Here is an 18,173-nt window from a genome sequence, read left to right on the forward strand (position 1 = left end):
TCGCGATGCCGTATCTTCCGGACTGACTCGCCTGGCGACCCCGCGAATTCACGACAGACCATGCAGCCATTCATGAACAGCCAAGACGCGAAGGACATGGCGGACATCATCGCCGCCGTCGGCACCGAAAAGCTGGGGCACAGTCTCTGCTCGCTGCTGAGCCGGGACATCGGCTTCGACATGAGCTGCGCCTATCTCTTCCGCTTCGACCGCAATGCCGAGCTGCTCCACGACGGCTACAACGGCCTGGTATCGCCGGCGACGCTGGAAGGCTACTCCCGCGGCGGCTACCTGCTCGATCCGTTCTACGTGGCGAGCATGAACCAGCATCCGGCCGGGGTATGGCGCATGAGCGAGCTGGCGCCGGACAGCTTCTTCTCCTCGGGTTTCGCCATCTCGCGGGACATCCACCCCTGCGTATCCTCCAGCCACGGCACCCTCGTCGAGGAAATCGGCTACATCGTTCCCCTGCAGCCGCAGACCGCCATCGTCCTGTCGCTGATGAAGGCCGAGAACCAGGGCCCCTTCGAGGCCGCCGAAGTCCGGCGGCTCGAAGCCCTGGCGCCGATCGTCAGCTCGGCCCTGGAACTGCACTGGCGCGTATTCCTGAAAGGCCCCGATGCCACCCTGGCCAGCCCGGAAAGCAAGCTCGAAAGCGCATTCGTGAATTTTCTCCAGGGCCAGCTGACCGACGCCCAGCGCTACATCGCCAAGCTCATCCTGCAGGGCCACAGCAATGCCTCCATCGCCCGCCTGCTGGGCATTTCCGAAGGCACCGTCAAGGTCCACAAGCACAACATCTACCAGCGGCTGGAGATATCCAGCAATTCGGACCTGTTCCGGCTGTTCATCGGCTATATCGCCAAATCCGCCCGATAGGGATCTCGAAGGCGCAGTCGTGAAAAAGCCGGCATCGAGCCGGCTTTGTTCGTTCCGCAGGGTGCTTACTCGACGAAGGCTTCCTCGCCGCTGCGCACCACCCGCACCATGCGGCTGGGCACGGCCATGTCGATGCCGCTGGACAGCAGGCGCTGGCGCACCTGGTCGTTGAGCATGAAGGTGACCGCCCAGTAGTCGGCATTGGCGGTCCACAGGCGCAGCGAGAGCGTCGCCGAGTTCTCGCTGAGCCCGGCGATCACCACCTCCGGTGCGGGGTCGCGCAGGACTCGCGGGTCCCTGGCCAGCTCCTCGAGGATCGAGCGGGCATGCTCCAGGTCGGCGTCATAGGCCAGCTTGAGATCGAAGATCACCTTGCGCGTTTCCTGGCGCGAGGTGTTTATGATGATGCCGTTGGACAGCACGCCGTTGGGCACGATCACCGTGCGGTTGTCGCCGGTGCGCAGCACGGTGTGGAAGATCATGATGCTGTCCACGGTGCCGGCCACGCCCTGCGCCTCGATCCAGTCGCCCACCTTGAACGGGCGGAACAGCAGGATCAGCACACCGCCGGCGAAGTTCGACAGGCTGCCCTGCAGGGCCAGGCCGATGGCCAGGCCGGCGGCGCCGATGGCGGCGACGAAGCTGGTGGTCTGGATGCCGATCATCGAGGCGACGCTGACGACCAGCAGGACCTTCAGAATGATGTTCACCAGGCTGCCGACGAAGCCCTGCAGCGTGCGGTCGACATGCTGGCTGGCGAGCAGCCCGCCGATCCGGTGGGTGAGAGTGTTGACCAGCCACCAGCCGACCACCAGGGTCACCAGCGCGAGGAGAATCTGCCCGCTGTACGCCAGTACCACCGGCAGCCAGGTCTCGGTCGCCTTGACCAGTTGGTCGTAGTTCATATCCATGGAAACTCCTTTCTCTTCAACCTGAAACGCAACCGCCATGGCCAGGGCCATGGCGGCAAAGTGCCCACTCGGCCTACATGCGACGCCGGGTGGCTGCGGAGGTTCCCCCGCTCAGTCGCGGAAGTTGGTGAACTGCAGGGGCATGCCCAGCGATTCGCCACGCAGCAGGGCGATCGCCTCCTGCAGGTCGTCGCGCTTCTTGCCGGTGACCCGCACCTGCTCGCCCTGGATGGCGGCCTGGACCTTCATCTTGCGGTCCTTGATCAGGCCGACGATCTTCTTCGCCAGCTCCTTGTCGATGCCCTCGCGGAAGTTCACCTCCTGCTTGACCACCTTGCCCGACGGGTAGGCATCCTTGATTTCCATGCACTGGCTGTCGATCTTCCGCTTGATCAGGTTGCCGCGCAGGATGTCGAGCATCTGCTCCAGCATGAAGTCGGCTTCGGCGGTGAGAGTGACCGACTTGTCCTTGGGCTCGAAGCTGCACTTGCCCTTGAGGTCGAAACGGCGGTCGAGCTCCTTGGTGGCGTTGTCCAGCGCATTGGTCAGTTCGTGCTTGTCCAGTTCGGACACCACGTCGAACGAAGGCATCGTGATCTCTCCAGATGGATGGCGCGATCGGGTTCACAGAGGGAACGCGCCTGGCTTGACGGTAAAAATGAGCGCTCATTATAACTGACCGACACGCCGTCGCCCGGCCCCCGCGCACCACCTGCCTGCGAGCACTCCATGCCAACCAACAACCTCAGCATCCTGGTGGTCGACGACGCGAAATTCTCCAGCGCCATGATCGGCCGCACACTCACCCAGGCCGGCTACCGCAACGTGAGCTTCGCCAGCAGCGCCAGCCAGGCGCTGGAAATGCTCGAAAGCCAGCCCACCAGCATCCTCCTCGCCGACTGGCTGATGCCGGAGATGGACGGCCTGGAGCTCACTTCCCGGGTCCGCCAGCTCGACGAGAACGGCGACCACTACACCTACATCATCCTGCTCACCGGCAAGGAGGGCGACAAGGTGCTGGCCGAGGCCTTCGACCGCGGCGTCGACGACTTCGTCAGCAAGTCCTCGATGCACGAGCAGCTGCTGCCCCGCGTGCTGGCCGCCGACCGCCTGTGCAACACGCTGCAGCGCCTGCTGGTGGAAAACCGCCTGCTCACCGAGAACATCGTCCGGCTGGAGGAACGCAACCTGGTGGATACCCCCACCGGGCTCGGCAACCTGCGCTACCTGCGGCTGAAACTGGCGGACAGCATCCGCCAGCTGGAATCCCGCGGTGGTGCGCTGTGCTACCTGCTGATCGGCATCCCCGAGCTTCCCGAGCTCTGCGCCCGGCATGGCGACATGGCCGCCCACGAGCTGCTGCACGGCATCGGCCGCCGCCTGCAGCAACTGGTGCGGCCGCTCGACGTGCTGGCGCGCATCGACGACCAGCATTTCGCGCTCATCGCCATGCTCCCCGACCTCCAGGAGTGCTCGCCGAGCAGCTTCCGCCGCCTGCACGACGGCCTCAACCTGAAGGCCTTCAGGACCAGCGCCGGCTTCATCAGCCTGAAGGCCGGGATCGGTCTGGTCGGCCTGGATACCAAGGCCCTGCCGGTGCTCTTCGAGGAGGTACTGGAACACGGCCACTCGCTGCTGCCCGAGGCCTACGCCAGCGGGCGAATCAATGCCAGCCGGCTGACCGGCCTGCGCTAGACTTCGCCTATCGAAGTCAGCCTGCGAAACCCCATCCCATGACCTGGTACATCCTCGGCGCCGGCAGCCTCGGCAGCCTGTGGGCCGCGCGTCTCGCCCGCGCCGGCCAGCCCGTGCGCCTGCTGCTGCGCGACCGCCAGCGCCTCGACGCCTACCGCGCCCGCGGCGGCATCACGCTGGTCGAAGACGGCCGCGAAAGCCTCTATCCGATCCCCGCGGAAACCGCCGACCAGTCCGGCCCGATCCGCCGCCTGCTGCTGGCCAGCAAGGCCTACGACGCCGAAACCGCCGCCGCCAGCGTCGCCGCGCGCCTGCAGCCCGGCGCGGAGCTGGTCCTGCTGCAGAACGGCCTCGGCAGCCAGCAGGCGGTCGCCCGGCACCTGCCGCGGGCGCGCTGCCTGTACGCATCGAGCACCGAAGGCGCATTCCGCGACGGCGATTTCCGCGTGGTGTTCGCCGGCAAGGGGCAGACCTGGCTCGGCGACGAGCGCCAGGGACCGGCCCCGGCCTGGCTGGAAGAATTGCACGCCGCCGGGATTCCGGTGGAATGGAGCACCGACATCCTCGAACGGCTGTGGCGCAAGCTGGCGATGAACTGCGCCATCAACCCGCTCACCGTGCTCCACCAGTGCCGCAACGGCGAGCTGGCCGGACATGCCGAGGAAGTCTCGGCACTCTGCGACGAACTGGGCAAGCTGCTGCACGCCTGCGGTTATCCACAGGCCGCCGAACAGCTGCACGGCGAAGTCGAGCGGGTCATCGCGGCGACGGCGGCGAACTTCTCCTCGATGTACCAGGACGTGGCCCAGGAACGCCGCACGGAAATCGCCTATCTCCTCGGCCACGCCTGCCGCGAAGGCGAGCGTCTCGGCCTGCCGCTGGGACGGCTGCACGCCCTGCACGGGCGCCTGCGCGAATACCTGCGGCAACGCGGATTGCCCGACGCCTGAGGGCGGGCTAACCTGCCCGCCTTTCCGCTGACGATCGCGCCTATGTCCTCCCTCATGATCCTGCGCCAGCGCCTGGAAAACCTGCCGGTCGGCCAGAAGATCCTCGCCGCCCTGCTGGTGCTGCTGGCCACCGTGCTGCTGGTGGCCAACTTCGCCTTCATCAGCGCCGCCTACTGGATCTCCCAGGACAGCGTGGCGCCCCAGGCCATCCAGACCATCGGCCGGCTGATCGCCAACCCGGCGCTCAGCCAGCCGGCGCTCAGTTCGCCGGAAGAAGCCAGCATCCTCCTCGACCAGCTCGACGACTACCAGCCGCTGCGCGCCGCCGCGTTGTACAACAGCGACGGCCTGCGCATCGCCCAGGTCCCGCGGGCGGGCTCGATGGACCTGCCGGCGCGGCTCGACCAGCTGGAACGCTGGCGCCGCCAGGAATACCGCCTCAACGCCCTGTTCGAACTGCCCCAGCCCGACGGCAGCGCCGGCTACCTGCTGCTGGTCGCCAGCAGCGAACTGCCCGGCGCCTTCTATACCGGCACCCTCACCGCCAGCCTGGCGATCCTCGCCGTCAGCGTGCTGCTCTGGATGCTCATCGCCCGGCAGATCCGCCGGCTGATCACCCGGCCGATCCGCAACCTGGAGGAAATCTCGCGCCAGGTCACCCGCGAGGAGAACTACTCCCTGCGCGCCGAGCGCGGCAACGCCGACGAGATCGGCCGCCTGGCCGACGCCTTCAACACCATGCTGACCCGCATCGAGGCCCGCGAACAGCAGCTCAAGCGCGCCCGCGACGACGCCCAGGAAGCGGTGGAACAGGCGCAGTCGCTGGCCGAGGAGACCCGCCGCTCGAACCGCAAGCTGGAGCTGGAAGTCCAGGTCCGCAGCAAGATCGAGAAGAAGCTCACCGGCTTCCAGAACTACCTGAACAGCATCATCGACTCCATGCCCTCGGCGCTGATCGCGGTGGACGAGCAGTTCTACGTCACCCAGTGGAACCAGGAGGCCAGCCGGCTATCCGGCACCAGCCTGGACGACGCGGTGAACCAGCCGGTGTTCCTAGCCTTCCCCTCGCTCAAGCCGTTCCTCGCCCAGCTCAACCGCGCCGCCGAGCAGCACCGGGTCGAGCGCATCGAGCGGGTGACCTGGGCGCTGACCGACTCGCCGCGCCACTACGCCCTGACCTTCTACCCGCTGATGGGCGGCACCGGCCGTGGCGCGGTGATCCGCATCGACGACATCAGCGAGCGCCTGACCATGGAAGAAATGATGGTGCAGTCGGAAAAGATGCTCTCGGTGGGCGGCCTCGCCGCCGGCATGGCCCACGAGATCAACAACCCGCTGGGCGCCATCCTGCACAACGTGCAGAACATCCGCCGGCGGCTCTCGCCGGAGCTGCTGAAGAACCGCGAGAACGCCGCGGAAATCGGCATTTCCCTGGACGATCTCAACCACTACCTGGAAGCCCGCGAAATACCCAAGCTGCTCGACGGCATCCAGTACGCCGGCTCCCGCGCGGCGAAGATCGTCAGCCACATGCTCTCCTTCAGCCGCCGCAGCCACCGGCAGATGACCCCCTGCGAACTGCCCGCGCTGCTGGAGCAGGCGCTGGAGATCGCCGGCAACGACTTCGACCTGGTCAGCGGCTTCGACTTCAAGTCGCTGCAGATCATCCAGCAGTTCGACCCCCAGCTCGGCCCGGTGCCGGTGATCGCCAACGAGCTCGAGCAGGTCATCCTCAACCTGCTGAAGAACGCCGCCCAGGCCATCCACCTGCGCGATGACGAGGAGGAAGGCGAAACCGGCCGCATCATCCTGCGCACCCGGCTGAACCCGCCGTGGGCGGAAATCCAGGTGGAGGACAACGGCTGCGGCATGCCGGAAAGCGTGCGCAAGCGCATCTTCGAGCCGTTCTTCACCACCAAGGAAGTCGGCCAGGGCACCGGGCTCGGCCTGTCGGTCTCGTATTTCATCATCACCAACAACCACAAGGGGCAGATGGAGGTGCAGTCCGAACTCGGTCAGGGCACCTGCTTCACCCTGCGCCTGCCGCTCGGCGACGAAGCCGGCACCGCCGCTGCGCAGCCGGCGCGCGAAGACACGGAGTACTGAACCATGGGAAACCGCCTGTCGAAGATCTACACCCGCACCGGCGATGCCGGCGAAACCGGCCTGGCCGACGGCCGCCGCGTGCCCAAGCACCATCCCCGGGTGGAAGCCATGGGCGCGGTGGACGAGCTGAACAGCCATCTCGGCCTGCTGCTGGCCGGGCTGAACGAGGCGCGCAGCAGCGCGCTGGAAGAAGTGACCGGTGTACTCGCGCCGATCCAGCACCGCCTGTTCGACCTGGGCGGCGAACTGGCGATGCCGGAATACCGTGCGTTGAACGACGCCGAGGTGGAGCACCTGGAACAGGTGATCGACCGCTGGAACGAGGAACTCGGGCCGCTGAAGAACTTCATCCTGCCCGGCGGCTCACGCCTGGTGGCGCTGGCCCACCTGTGCCGCGCCCAGGCCCGCAACGCCGAGCGCCGCTGCCAGCAGCTGAACGCCGAGGAACCGCTGGAAGGCATCGGCCTGCGCTACCTGAACCGCCTGTCCGACCTGCTGTTCGTCGCCGCCCGCATCATCGCCCGGCGCCAGGGCGTGGCCGAAGTCCTCTGGCAGGCGAAGGACAAGCCAGCCTGATCCAGCCGCATGGGTTTCGTAAACTCAACCCATCCTACGACGACTTGCGCGCCCGCAGGATGGCGTTGAGCGCAGCGATACCCATCGATTCCTCCGCCTAGCTCGCCGTCGGCCAGAACGCGCGGATACCCGCGACGCCCTGAGCCCCCGCCTCCCAGGCGCGCTGAACGTCCTGCGGGCCGACGCCACCGAGCAGGAACACCGGCTGGTTGAAGCCGGTGATCAACGCCTTCGCCGCCTCCCAGCCCAGAGCCGGCTCGCCCGGATGGCTCGCGGTGGGCTGCAGCGGCGACAGGGTGACGAAATCCACCCCCATCGCCGTGGCCAGGGCCAGCTCCTCGGCATCGTGGCAGGACGCCGCCAGCAGCCGCCCTTCCGGGAAAGGCCGGCCATTGGGCGCGTACTTGCGCAGCTGTTCGGCGGTCAGATGCCAGCCGGCGGCGGGGAAGTCGCCCAGCCACTCCAGCGGCCCCTTGAGCATCAGCTGCGCCTTGCCGGCGCAGAGGCCCATGGCGTCCACCGCCAGGTCGCGGTACTCGGGGCTGAACATGTTCGGCGCGCGCAGCTGGATCAGGCGGAAACCCTGGGCAATGGCGGTCCGCAGGCCCTGCAGCAGCTCCTGCGGCTCGAGGCCGTCCGGGGTGATCAGGTAGCGTTCGGGCAGGCGCGCGGCTTGGACGATCGGCGCGTTGGCGGCGGGGAAATCGTAGTTCGGCAGCTCACGGGCGCTGACCCAGGCCAGCGGCTGCCCTTCGGCGCCGTGCGGTTCGCCGGAGAAGGCGCTGACTTCCCAGACGTCCAGCAGCACGTGCTTGTCCGGATAGTCGTGGTGCACCTGGATCAGCGGGCGCGCCTGCTCGACGACGATGCCCAGCTCTTCCTGCAGTTCCCTGGCAAGGGCGAGCGGCACCGCCTCGCCCTCCTCCACCTTGCCGCCGGGGAATTCCCACAGGCCGCCCTGGTGCTTGTCGTCCGCTCGCCGGGCGATCAGCACCCGGCCATCCGCCCCGCGAATCACCGCGGCGGCGACATGTACTCGTTTCACTGCAACTACTCCTCGTCAGGCCTGCTCGGCCAGCGCCGCCTGCAACCACGGCTGGAACGCCGGCCACTGATAGATGGTATCGACATAGGTCTTGGCGATCGGCGGCAAGGCCACGGCATAGCTGCGGAACCGCGTGGCGACCGGCGCGTAGAAGGCGTCGGCGATGCTCGCGTGGCCGAACAGGAACGGCCCGTCCTGGCCGAAGCCCTGCCGGCAGAACGTCCACAGTTCGACGATGCGGGCGATGTCCGCCTCGACCTCGGCCGGCACCTGCTCCAGCGCCTGGTGGCGCTGCAGGTTCATCGGCATGTGCGTGCGCAGCGCGACGAAGCCGCTGTGCATCTCCGCACAGACCGACCGCGCCAGGGCCCGCGCCGTCTCCCCGCGCGGCCACAGATGGGCCTCGGGAAAGCTCTCGGCCAGGTACTCGGCGATCGCCAGGGAGTCCCAGATCGCGCCGTCCGCGCATTTCAGCAGGGGCACCTTGCCGGTGGGCGAGTGCTCGCGGATGAGCCGGGCGGTATCCGGGCGGTCCAGCGGGATGAGGACTTCCTCGAACTCCTCGCCGGTCAGTTGCATCGCCAACCAGCCGCGCAGCGACCAGGACGAGAGATTCTTGTTGCCAATAACCAGTGTCATGGACATGTGCGCCGCTCCTCGATCGTTCACCTTCTGACGACCATAGGAGCCACGCACGACGAATACAAATTCCCGATTTTCATCCAGGGATGAAAACCGGGAATCGGAACGATCAGGTGCGGTATTCCGCGTTGATCTTCACGTATTCGTGGGACAGGTCGGTGGTCCAGATGGTCTCGCTGCAGCTGCCGCGGCCCAGTTCGATGCGGATGGTGATCTCTTCCTGGGCCATGACCTGCGCGCCCTGGTCCTCGCTGTAGCTGGCGGCACGGCCGCCGCGGCTGGCGATGCAGACCTCGTCGAGGAACACGTCGATCAGGCTGACGTCCAGGTTCGGCACGCCGGCGCGGCCGACCGCCGCGAGGATGCGCCCCCAGTTCGGGTCGGAGGCGAACAGCGCGGTCTTGATCAGCGGCGAGTGGGCCACCGCGTAACCGACGTCCAGGCATTCCTGGTGGTTGGCGCCGCCGTTGACCGCCACGGTGACGAACTTGGTGGCGCCCTCGCCGTCGCGGACGATGGCCTGGGCCAGCTCCATGGACACTTCCAGCACCGCCTGCTTGAGCGCGGCGAACAGTTCGCCGCTGGCGCTGGTCACTTCCGGCAGCGCCGCCTGGCCGGTGGCGATCAGCATGCAGCAGTCGTTGGTCGAGGTGTCGCCATCGATGGTGATGCGGTTGAAGGACTTGTTCGACGCGTCGCGCAGCAGGTCCTGCAGCACGCCCTGGGCGACCCGGGCGTCGGTGGCGATGTAGCCGAGCATGGTCGCCATGTTCGGCTTGATCATGCCGGCGCCCTTGCTGATGCCGGTGACGGTGACGGTGACGCCGTCATGCACGAACTGGCGGCTGGCGCCCTTCGGCAGGGTGTCGGTAGTCATGATGCCGGCAGCGGCGTCGGCCCAGTTGTCCACGGACAGATTGGCCAGCGCGGCAGGCAGCGCGGCTTCGATCTTCTCCACCGGCAGCGGCTCGCCGATCACGCCGGTGGAGTACGGCAGCACGGAGTTCTCGTCGACGCCGGCCAGCTCGGCCAGCTTGGCGCAAGCCCGCGCGGCGGCGGCCAGGCCCGGCTCGCCGGTACCGGCGTTGGCGTTGCCGGTATTGGTCAGCAGGTAGCGCACGTTACCGAGGAAGCGCTTGCGGGAGAGGATCACCGGGGCGGCGCAGAACGCGTTGGTGGTGAAGACTCCGGCGACGGTGGAGCCTTCGGCGCAACGCATCACCACGATGTCCTTGCGCCCGGGGCGCTTGATGCCCGCGGAAGCGATACCGAGTTCGAAACCGGGAACCGGGTGCAGGGTGGGCATGGGGCCGAGACCGACAGCCATGTGACGCGCTCCTTCAGGATAGGTAGGGATGAGAAAAACGCCGCGAGCGGCTGGGCCGGTCGCGGCGTCGATATCACGGCAGGCGGATCAGTTCACCTGGCCGTGGCAATGCTTGTACTTCTTGCCGGAACCGCAGGGGCAGGGCTCGTTGCGGCCGATCTTCGGCTCGTTGCGAACGGGCTCCAGCGGCACCACGGCAGCGGGGACTTCCTGCCCGTGCTCATGCTCTTCCTCGCTCTCTGCGGCCTGGTCGAAGGCCGGCGCGGCGGCATGCTGGAACTGCATGCGCTTGGCCATTTCCTCCGCCTCGCGGCGCAGACGGGCTTCTTCCTCGGCCGGGTCTTCGCGGCGGACCTGGACGAACGACAGCACGCGGATGGTGTCGCGACGGATCGAGCCGAGCAGCTCCTGGAACAGGTTGAACGACTCGCGCTTGTATTCCTGCTTCGGGTTCTTCTGCGCGTAGCCACGCAGGTGGATGCCGTGACGCAGGTGATCCATGGTCGACAGGTGGTCTTTCCACAGGTCGTCGAGGACGCGCAGCAGCATCTGCTTCTCGAAGGTGCGCAGCGCCTCGGCGCCGGCCAGTTCTTCCTTCTCGTTGTAGGCGGCGACCAGCAGGGTGAGGATCTTCTCGCGCAGGGTTTCCTCGTAGAGCTTGTCGTCTTCGTCCAGCCACTGCTGGATCGGCAGCTTCAGGCCGAAATCGCTGTACAGCGCGGCTTCCAGGCCGGGGATGTCCCACTGCTCGGGCAGCGACTGCGGCGGAATGTGCTCGCTGATGGTGTTGTTCAGCACTTCCTCGCGGAACTCGACGATGGTCTCGCCGATGTCGTCGGCCGCCAGCAGGCTGTTGCGCATGTGGTAGATCACCTTGCGCTGTTCGTTGGCGACATCGTCGAACTCCAGCAACTGCTTGCGGATGTCGAAGTTGCGGCCTTCCACCTTGCGCTGCGCCTTCTCGATGGCGTTGCTCACCATGCGGTGCTCGATCGCCTCGCCGTGCTGCATGCCCAGGGCCTTCATGAAGTTCTTCACCCGGTCGGAGGCGAAGATGCGCATCAGGTGGTCTTCCAGGGACAGGTAGAAGCGGCTGGAACCCGGGTCGCCCTGACGGCCGGCACGGCCGCGCAGCTGGTTGTCGATACGGCGGGATTCGTGGCGCTCGGAGGCGATGACGTGCAGGCCGCCGGCCTCGATCACCTGCTGGTGGCGCTTCTGCCATTCGGCCTTGATCTGCGCGACCTGCTCGTCGGTGGGGTTTTCCAGGGCGGCGATTTCGGCCTCCCAGTTGCCGCCGAGGAGAATGTCGGTACCACGACCGGCCATGTTGGTGGCGATGGTGACCGCTCCCGGACGCCCGGCCTGGGCGATGATCTCGGCTTCCTTCTCGTGGTACTTGGCGTTCAGTACCTTATGCTCGATACCCGCCTTCTCCATCAGTTGGGAAACGTATTCGGAGGTCTCGATCGATGCAGTACCGACCAGGATCGGCCGACCGAGTGCCTGGCTCTGCTGGATGTCGGCGATGATCGCGTCGTATTTCTCGTCCTGGGTCAGGTAGACCAGGTCGTTGAAGTCCTTCCGCGCGACGGGACGGTGGGTCGGGATCACCACCACGTCGAGGCCGTAGGTCTGGCGGAACTCGAAGGCCTCGGTGTCGGCGGTACCGGTCATGCCGGACAGCTTGGCGTAGAGGCGGAAGTAGTTCTGGAAGGTAGTCGAGGCGAGGGTCTGGCTTTCCGCCTGGATCGGCAGTCCTTCCTTGGCCTCGATGGCCTGGTGCAGGCCTTCGGAGAGGCGGCGGCCGGGCATGGTGCGGCCGGTGTGCTCGTCGATCAGCAGGACCTGGTCGCCCTGGACGATGTACTCGACGTTGCGATGGAACAGGCTGTGCGCGCGCAGCGCCGCGTAGACATGGGTCAGCAGGCTGAGGTTGTGCGCGGAATAGAGGCTCTCGCCCTCGGCGAGCAGACCATTCTGGGTCAGCAGTTCCTCGATGAACTGGTGGCCCTGCTCGTTCAGTTCGACCTGGCGGGCCTTCTCGTCGATGCTGAAGTGGCCCTGCTGGGTGACCTCGCCCTCGACTTCCTCGATATGCTGCTTCAGGCGCGGAATCAGCTTGTTGATCTTGATGTACAGCTCGGAGCTGTCTTCGGCCTGGCCGGAGATGATCAGCGGGGTACGCGCTTCGTCGATGAGGATGGAGTCCACTTCGTCGACCACGGCGAAGTTCAGCTCGCGCTGGAACTTCTCGTCCAGGCTGAAGGCCATGTTGTCGCGCAGGTAGTCGAAGCCGTATTCGTTGTTGGTGCCGTAGGTGATGTCGGCGGCGTAGGCGGCGCGCTTCTCTTCCGGCGGCTGGAAGGCGGAGACGATGCCTACGCTCAGGCCAAGGAATTCGTACAGCGGACGCATCCAGTTGGCGTCACGGCGGGCCAGGTAGTCGTTCACCGTGACCACGTGCACGCCCTTGCCGGACAGGGCGTTGAGGTACACGGCCAGGGTCGCTACCAGGGTCTTGCCCTCGCCGGTGCGCATCTCGGCGATCTTGCCCTCGTGCAGGGTCATGCCGCCGATGAGCTGGACGTCGAAGTGGCGCATTCCCATGACCCGCTTGCCCGCTTCGCGCGCCACGGCGAAGGCTTCCGGGAGGATCTGGTCGAGAGTTTCGCCCTTGGCCAGGCGCGCCTTGAACTCTTCTGTCTTGGCCTTCAATTGCTCATCGGAAAGCGCCACCATCTGGGGCTCGAGCGCATTGATGGCCTGGACCTGCTTGGCCATGCGCTTTACTTCACGCTCGTTCTTGCTTCCAAAGAGTTTCTTCAACAAAGGCGCAAACATATCGACTGGGTCATCCGAACTTGGGAAATGGAGGGCTGCCCGACTGGCTGGCCGCGCTGCGGAACCGCTACGAAGACGGCATTCTAACCGGAAACGCCAGCGAAAGTAGTGCCGGCATCGTCAGGGGGAACCGGGAATCGTCCGGCGCCATCGGGGGGATGGTGCGGGCCAGAGGCTATCAGCATTTCCGGCTATATTGGGACGACCAGCGCCCATTTCAAGTTCGCCTCCGGCCGGCCGCTCGCGTCTATCTGCTACTATCGCGGTCAACCCATCAGGCATCGTTCACCATGGCATTCCGTCCCCTGCCGGCGCAGGCAATGACCAAGCTGCTGCGCGAGGCCAAGCCGCTGCAATCGCTGTTCAACCAGGCCCAGCACCTGGCGCAACTGCAGCAACTGCTCGACAGCCAGCTGCAGCCGGCCGCGCGCCCGCACTGCCATGTCGCCTCGCTGCGCCAGGGCAGCCTGCTGCTGGTCGTCACCGACGGCCACTGGGCCACCCGCCTGCGCTACCAGCAGCGCCGCCTGCTGCGCCAGCTGCAGACCTTCGAGGCGTTCGCCGGGCTCGAACGCATCCTGTTCAAGGTGCAGCCGAGCGTCGAACGGCAGGCGCCGGTCCGCACCGTGCAACTCTCCGCCTCCGCCGCCGAAACCCTCCATGAAGCCGCCCAGGGCATCGCCGACCCGCGCCTCAGGGCCGCCCTCGAACGCCTGGCCAGCCGCAGCGGCAAGACTCCCGGCGACAAGGAATAAAAAAAGCCACCCGAAGGTGGCTTCAAATATAGAAGGAGGAGGTTCCCTATACGGCCGCGGCGGGTCGCATATAGGAGATCGGCGCAGTCTTGGCGTCGTCGAAGGTCACCACTTCCCAAGCGTCCTTGTCCGCGATGAGAGCACGCAGCAGGCGGTTGTTCAGGGCATGACCGGACTTGTAGCCACGGAATTCGCCGATAAGGCTGTTACCCAGCAGGTACAGGTCGCCGATGGCGTCCAGAATCTTGTGTTTGACGAACTCGTCCTCGTAACGAAGGCCATCTTCGTTGAGCACGCGGTATTCGTCGACCACGATGGCGTTCTCCACGCTGCCACCGAGCGCCAGGTTCTGCGAACGCAGGAACTCGATGTCACGCATGAACCCGAAGGTACGCGCGCGGCTGACTTCCTTGACGAAGGAAGTGCTGGAGAAATCCACGGTGGCCTTCTGGGTGCGACCACGGAAGACCGGGTGATCGAAATCGATCTCGAAGCCCACCTTGAAGCCGTCGAACGGAACGAAGGTGGCGCGCTTGTCGCCCTCTTCCACCGTCACTTCGCGCTTGATGCGGATGAACTTCTTCGGCGCGTCCTGCTCCTGCAGGCCGGCCGACTGGATCAGGAACACGAAAGGACCGGCGCTGCCATCCATGATCGGCACTTCCGAAGCGGACAGCTCGACGTAGGCATTGTCGATGCCCAGGCCGGCCATGGCGGAGAGCAGATGCTCGACCGTATCCACCTTGACGTCGCCCTTGACCAGGGTGGTCGACATGGTGGTCTCACCGACGTTCGAGGCCCGCGCGGGAATTTCCACCACGGGGTCGAGATCGGTTCTGCAGAACACGATGCCGGTGTCCACCGGCGCCGGTTTCAGGGTGAGGTAAACCTTCTCCCCCGAGTGCAAACCAACACCGGTGGCCCGGATGATGTTCTTCAAGGTGCGTTGTCTGATCATGGCTTTGGCCGTTTTCGCGCTAGTTGCGAACTATTTTCAACAATGGGCGGGGATGATAGCAGAACCGCCCTTTGCTGAAAACCAATCACAACAATACTCCTGATAAATTACTTCAATCAGCCTGGCGACGCAGGAATGCCGGGATATCCAGGTAGTCCAGGTCGTCCTGCGGGTTGAGTTTCGCCGCGGTGGCCGCGCCGCCGTGGTTCTGGCGCATCACGGTCGGACGGTCCAGGTCGCGGTAGTTCACCGACTGCTGCTCGCGTACCGGAGCCTGGGCGCTGACGGACTGGCTCTGCACGGTGTTGTCGACGACCTTGACCGGCTTCTCCAGGCGCGCGCCGAGGCCGGTGGCGACCACGGTGACGTGCAGCTCGTCGCGCATGTCCGGATCGATCACGGTGCCCACCTTGACGGTGGCGTGCTCGGAGGCGAACTGCTCGATGATGTTGCCGACGTCGGAGTACTCGCCCAGGGACAGGTCCGGACCGGCGGTGATGTTCACCAGGATGCCGCGGGCGCCCTGCAGGTTGACGTCTTCCAGCAGCGGGTTGCGGATCGCCGCCTCGGTGGCCTCACGGGCGCGGTTCGGGCCGCTGGCGCAGCCGGTGCCCATCATCGCCATGCCCATCTCGCTCATCACGGTCTTCACGTCGGCGAAGTCGACGTTGATCATGCCCGGACGCTTGATGATGTCGGAGATGCCACGCACGGCGCCGGCCAGCACGTCGTCCGCCTTGGCGAAGGCGGCCAGCAGGCTGGCGTCCTTGCCGAGGATGGTCAGCAGCTTCTCGTTGGGGATGGTGATCAGCGAGTCGACGCTCTCGGCGAGCGAGCGGATGCCTTCATCGGCGATCTGCATGCGCTTGCGGCCTTCGAACGGGAACGGACGGGTCACCACGGCAACGGTGAGGATGCCCATTTCCTTCGCCACTTCGGCAATGATCGGCGCCGCACCGGTACCGGTACCGCCACCCATGCCGGTGGTGATGAAGACCATGTCGGCGCCTTCCAGCACTTCGGCGATGCGGTCACGGTCTTCCAGGGCGGCCTGGCGGCCCACTTCGGGGTTGGCGCCGGCGCCCAGGCCCTTGGTCACGCCCGGGCCGAGCTGCAGCACGGTGCGCGCCGCGATGTTCTTCAGCGCCTGGGCATCGGTGTTGGCGCAAATGAACTCCACGCCGTCGACGATGTTCTTGGCCATGTGGTTGACCGCGTTGCCACCGCCGCCACCCACGCCGATTACTTTGATTACCGCCGTTTGCGGAACGTTATCTACCAGTTCAAACATTTCCCCTCTCCTTCCTTTTCTAGTTCTGTTGCCTGCTGTTTTTACCGCGGTGTTACATCAGAAATTTCCCTGAACCCAGCGCCTGAGGCGCTCGAACACCGGAGCCCTGGGTTCGTCGTTGAAGCTGCTGCCGGGCATGGCGATGCCGTCGGACTGCTTCTGCAGCCCGTAGAAGAGCAAGCCGACGCCCGTGGAATAGATCGGATTGCGCACGACGTCGGTGAGACCCTTGACGCCCTGCGGCACGCCCAGGCGCACCGGCATGTGGAAGATTTCCTCGGCCAGTTCCACGGCCCCTTCCATCTTCGCGGTGCCACCGGTGAGGACGATCCCCGCGGGAATCAGGTCCTCGTAGCCGCTGCGGCGCAGTTCCGCCTGGACCAGGGTGAACAGCTCGTCGTAGCGCGGCTCGACCACTTCGGCCAGCGCCTGGCGGGAAAGTTCACGCGGCGGGCGATCGCCGACGCTGGGCACCTTGATGGTTTCGCCGGCGCCGGCCAGCTTGGCCAGGGCGCAGGCGTAACGGATCTTGATTTCCTCGGCGTACTGGGTCGGCGTGCGCAGCGCCATGGCGATGTCGTTGGTGACCTGGTCGCCGGCGATCGGGATCACCGCGGTGTGGCGGATGGCGCCTTCGGTGAAGATGGCGATGTCGGTGGTGCCGCCGCCGATGTCCACCAGGCAGACGCCCAGTTCCTTCTCGTCCTCGGTGATCACCGAGTGGGCCGAGGCCAGTTGCTCGAGGATGATGTCATCGACCTCGAGGCCGCAGCGGCGCACGCACTTCTCGATGTTCTGAGCCGCGTTGACCGCACAGGTGACCACGTGGACCTTGGCCTCCAGGCGCACCCCGGACATGCCCAGCGGCTCGCGCACGCCTTCCTGGTTGTCGATCACGTAGTCCTGGGCCAGCGTGTGCAGCACGCGCTGGTCGGCGGGGATGGCGACCGCCTGGGCCGCGTCGAGGACGCGGTCGATGTCCGCCGAGCTCACCTCGCGGTCGCGGATCGCCACGATGCCGTGGGAGTTCAGGCTGCGGATGTGGTTGCCGGCGATGCCGACGAATGCCGAGTGGATACGGCAGCCGGCCATCTGCTGGGCCTCGTCGATGGCGCGCTGGATCGACTGCACGGTGGACTCGATGTTCACCACCACGCCCTTCTTCAGGCCGCGGGACGGATGGGTCCCGATGCCGACGATCTCCAGCTTGCCGTCGGCCGCGACCTCGCCCACCAGCGCCACCACCTTGGAGGTGCCGATGTCCAGGCCGACGACCATTTTGCCGCTCTGCACGCTTGCCATGTTTACCGAATTCCCCCTCAAATTCACTGCACGGTTCCGGCCGCAGCCACCGTCGTCTCGGGCATCGGATCACGCCACGCCACGGCCAGGCCGTTGGGGTAGCGCATGTCGATGCGCGCAATTTTCGAAATCTGTTCCTTCAGCGCCTTCTCGTAGATGGTCACGAAACGGCGAATCTGTTCGACCGCATGGTCGCGCCCCAGCACGATCTGCACGCCCCGGGCGGTGCTCAGGGTCCAGGCCCCGCGCGAACTCATCTCCAGGCTGGAGATGCTGAAGCCCAGCGGGCGCAGCATCTGGCTGAGGATCTGGTACTGCTGCATCACCTGCTGCTGGGCGCGCTGCGGCCCGGACAGGCGCGGCAGGTGTTCGTAATTGGCCAGCTCCCGCGGCGCGAAGGCCTGGCCCTGGTTGTTCAGCAGCGCCTCGTCGCCCCAGCGGGCGATCGGCAGCTGTTCCTCCAGGCGCACCACCACCTGGTCCGGCCACACGCGACGGACTTCGGCGTGGGCGATCCACGGCATCTGCTCCAGCTCCTGGCGCATGCCGGCCAGGTCCACGCTGAAGAAGCTCGCCGAAACGAACGGGCTGATGCGCTGCTGCACCGCCTGCTGGCTGATGTAGCTGAGGTCGCCCTCGACGCTGACCTTGGCGATCGGCCGGTCGGCGTACGGCAGCACGTACTGCGCACCGTGGTAGGCGCCGAAGCCGAGCCCGGCCAGCAGCAGCGGCCACAGCAGCAGCTTGATGAAGCCGAAGCTCGGCTTCGGCACGCGCGCGCTCAACGGTTCCTTGGCTACCAGACGGCTGGCGCCACGCGGCACCTGCTTGCGCGCAGGTGCGGAGCGGCCGTAGCCGGGTTGCGGATGGCGGAGCGTCGCGCCGTTCATGG

General features: G+C 66.1%; 16 protein-coding genes. 6 read left to right on the forward strand and 10 right to left on the reverse strand.

The features are described 5' to 3' along the window. Nucleotides 1-72: 72 nt before the first annotated feature. Entirely contained in the window at nt 73-879 is an 807-nt protein-coding gene (locus BLR75_RS22745) for a helix-turn-helix transcriptional regulator (protein ID WP_084309453.1), read from the forward strand. Nucleotides 880-944: 65 nt separating this feature from the next. On the opposite strand, the gene BLR75_RS22750 is transcribed toward BLR75_RS22745, so the two are convergent. Together BLR75_RS22750 and BLR75_RS22755 are read right to left on the reverse strand one after the other, a co-directional pair. Continuing rightward, nucleotides 945-1,790: a mechanosensitive ion channel family protein gene (locus BLR75_RS22750; RefSeq protein WP_084309452.1), complete on the reverse strand. Its 846-nt coding sequence runs from the start codon at nt 1,788-1,790 to the stop codon at nt 945-947. Between the two features lie 111 nt (nt 1,791-1,901). Further along, on the reverse strand, nt 1,902-2,381 hold the full coding sequence (locus tag BLR75_RS22755) for a YajQ family cyclic di-GMP-binding protein (protein WP_084309451.1): 480 nt from the start codon (nt 2,379-2,381) through the stop codon (nt 1,902-1,904). Nucleotides 2,382-2,519: 138 nt separating this feature from the next. On the opposite strand from BLR75_RS22755, the gene BLR75_RS22760 reads away from it, so the two are divergent. The 4 genes from BLR75_RS22760 to BLR75_RS22775 are packed head-to-tail and all read left to right on the forward strand — an operon-like array spanning nt 2,520 to nt 7,117. Next, nucleotides 2,520-3,485 carry a response regulator gene (locus BLR75_RS22760; protein WP_084309450.1) on the forward strand — a complete coding sequence of 322 codons (966 nt, stop codon included), beginning with the start codon at nt 2,520-2,522 and terminating at the stop codon, nt 3,483-3,485. A 38-nt stretch (nt 3,486-3,523) separates the two neighbouring features. Next, nucleotides 3,524-4,435: a putative 2-dehydropantoate 2-reductase gene (locus tag BLR75_RS22765; RefSeq protein ID WP_084309449.1), complete on the forward strand. Its 912-nt coding sequence runs from the start codon at nt 3,524-3,526 to the stop codon at nt 4,433-4,435. A 54-nt stretch (nt 4,436-4,489) separates the two neighbouring features. After that, nucleotides 4,490-6,541, forward strand: coding sequence for a sensor histidine kinase (locus tag BLR75_RS22770; protein ID WP_084309770.1), 2,052 nt, complete (start codon nt 4,490-4,492; stop codon nt 6,539-6,541). A gap of 3 nt (nt 6,542-6,544) precedes the next feature. Further along, nucleotides 6,545-7,117: a cob(I)yrinic acid a,c-diamide adenosyltransferase gene (locus BLR75_RS22775; RefSeq protein ID WP_084309448.1), complete on the forward strand. Its 573-nt coding sequence runs from the start codon at nt 6,545-6,547 to the stop codon at nt 7,115-7,117. Between the two features lie 97 nt (nt 7,118-7,214). On the opposite strand, the gene BLR75_RS22780 is transcribed toward BLR75_RS22775, so the two are convergent. The 4 genes from BLR75_RS22780 to secA form a co-directional block, all read right to left on the reverse strand. Beyond that, a complete protein-coding gene (locus tag BLR75_RS22780; protein WP_084309447.1) occupies nt 7,215-8,162 on the reverse strand; it encodes a Nudix family hydrolase in 948 nt (315 codons plus the stop codon). A 15-nt stretch (nt 8,163-8,177) separates the two neighbouring features. Further along, the gene (locus tag BLR75_RS22785) at nt 8,178-8,807 is read right to left on the reverse strand and encodes a glutathione S-transferase family protein (protein WP_084309446.1); all 630 of its coding nucleotides are present in this window, start codon (nt 8,805-8,807) and stop codon (nt 8,178-8,180) included. Between the two features lie 106 nt (nt 8,808-8,913). Continuing rightward, the gene (argJ, locus tag BLR75_RS22790; protein ID WP_084309445.1) at nt 8,914-10,131 is read right to left on the reverse strand and encodes a bifunctional glutamate N-acetyltransferase/amino-acid acetyltransferase ArgJ; all 1,218 of its coding nucleotides are present in this window, start codon (nt 10,129-10,131) and stop codon (nt 8,914-8,916) included. A gap of 87 nt (nt 10,132-10,218) precedes the next feature. Beyond that, nucleotides 10,219-12,975: a preprotein translocase subunit SecA gene (secA, locus tag BLR75_RS22795; protein ID WP_084309444.1), complete on the reverse strand. Its 2,757-nt coding sequence runs from the start codon at nt 12,973-12,975 to the stop codon at nt 10,219-10,221. Nucleotides 12,976-13,265: 290 nt separating this feature from the next. On the opposite strand from secA, the gene BLR75_RS22800 reads away from it, so the two are divergent. Further along, nucleotides 13,266-13,730: a DciA family protein gene (locus tag BLR75_RS22800; protein WP_084309443.1), complete on the forward strand. Its 465-nt coding sequence runs from the start codon at nt 13,266-13,268 to the stop codon at nt 13,728-13,730. Between the two features lie 46 nt (nt 13,731-13,776). Here BLR75_RS22800 and lpxC read toward each other — a convergent pair whose 3' ends face one another. From lpxC to BLR75_RS22820, 4 genes are all read right to left on the reverse strand, one after another. Then, nucleotides 13,777-14,688, reverse strand: a complete 912-nt coding sequence (gene lpxC / locus BLR75_RS22805; RefSeq protein ID WP_084309442.1) for a UDP-3-O-acyl-N-acetylglucosamine deacetylase — start codon at nt 14,686-14,688, stop codon at nt 13,777-13,779. Nucleotides 14,689-14,800: 112 nt separating this feature from the next. Then, entirely contained in the window at nt 14,801-15,979 is a 1,179-nt protein-coding gene (ftsZ, locus tag BLR75_RS22810; RefSeq protein ID WP_084309441.1) for a cell division protein FtsZ, read from the reverse strand. A 57-nt stretch (nt 15,980-16,036) separates the two neighbouring features. Continuing rightward, nucleotides 16,037-17,281: a cell division protein FtsA gene (gene ftsA, locus BLR75_RS22815; protein ID WP_084309440.1), complete on the reverse strand. Its 1,245-nt coding sequence runs from the start codon at nt 17,279-17,281 to the stop codon at nt 16,037-16,039. A gap of 23 nt (nt 17,282-17,304) precedes the next feature. Then, the gene (locus tag BLR75_RS22820; protein WP_084309439.1) at nt 17,305-18,171 is read right to left on the reverse strand and encodes a cell division protein FtsQ/DivIB; all 867 of its coding nucleotides are present in this window, start codon (nt 18,169-18,171) and stop codon (nt 17,305-17,307) included. Nucleotides 18,172-18,173 lie beyond the last annotated feature (2 nt).

This window comes from Pseudomonas jinjuensis, assembly GCF_900103845.1.
GTDB lineage: Bacteria > Pseudomonadota > Gammaproteobacteria > Pseudomonadales > Pseudomonadaceae > Pseudomonas > Pseudomonas jinjuensis.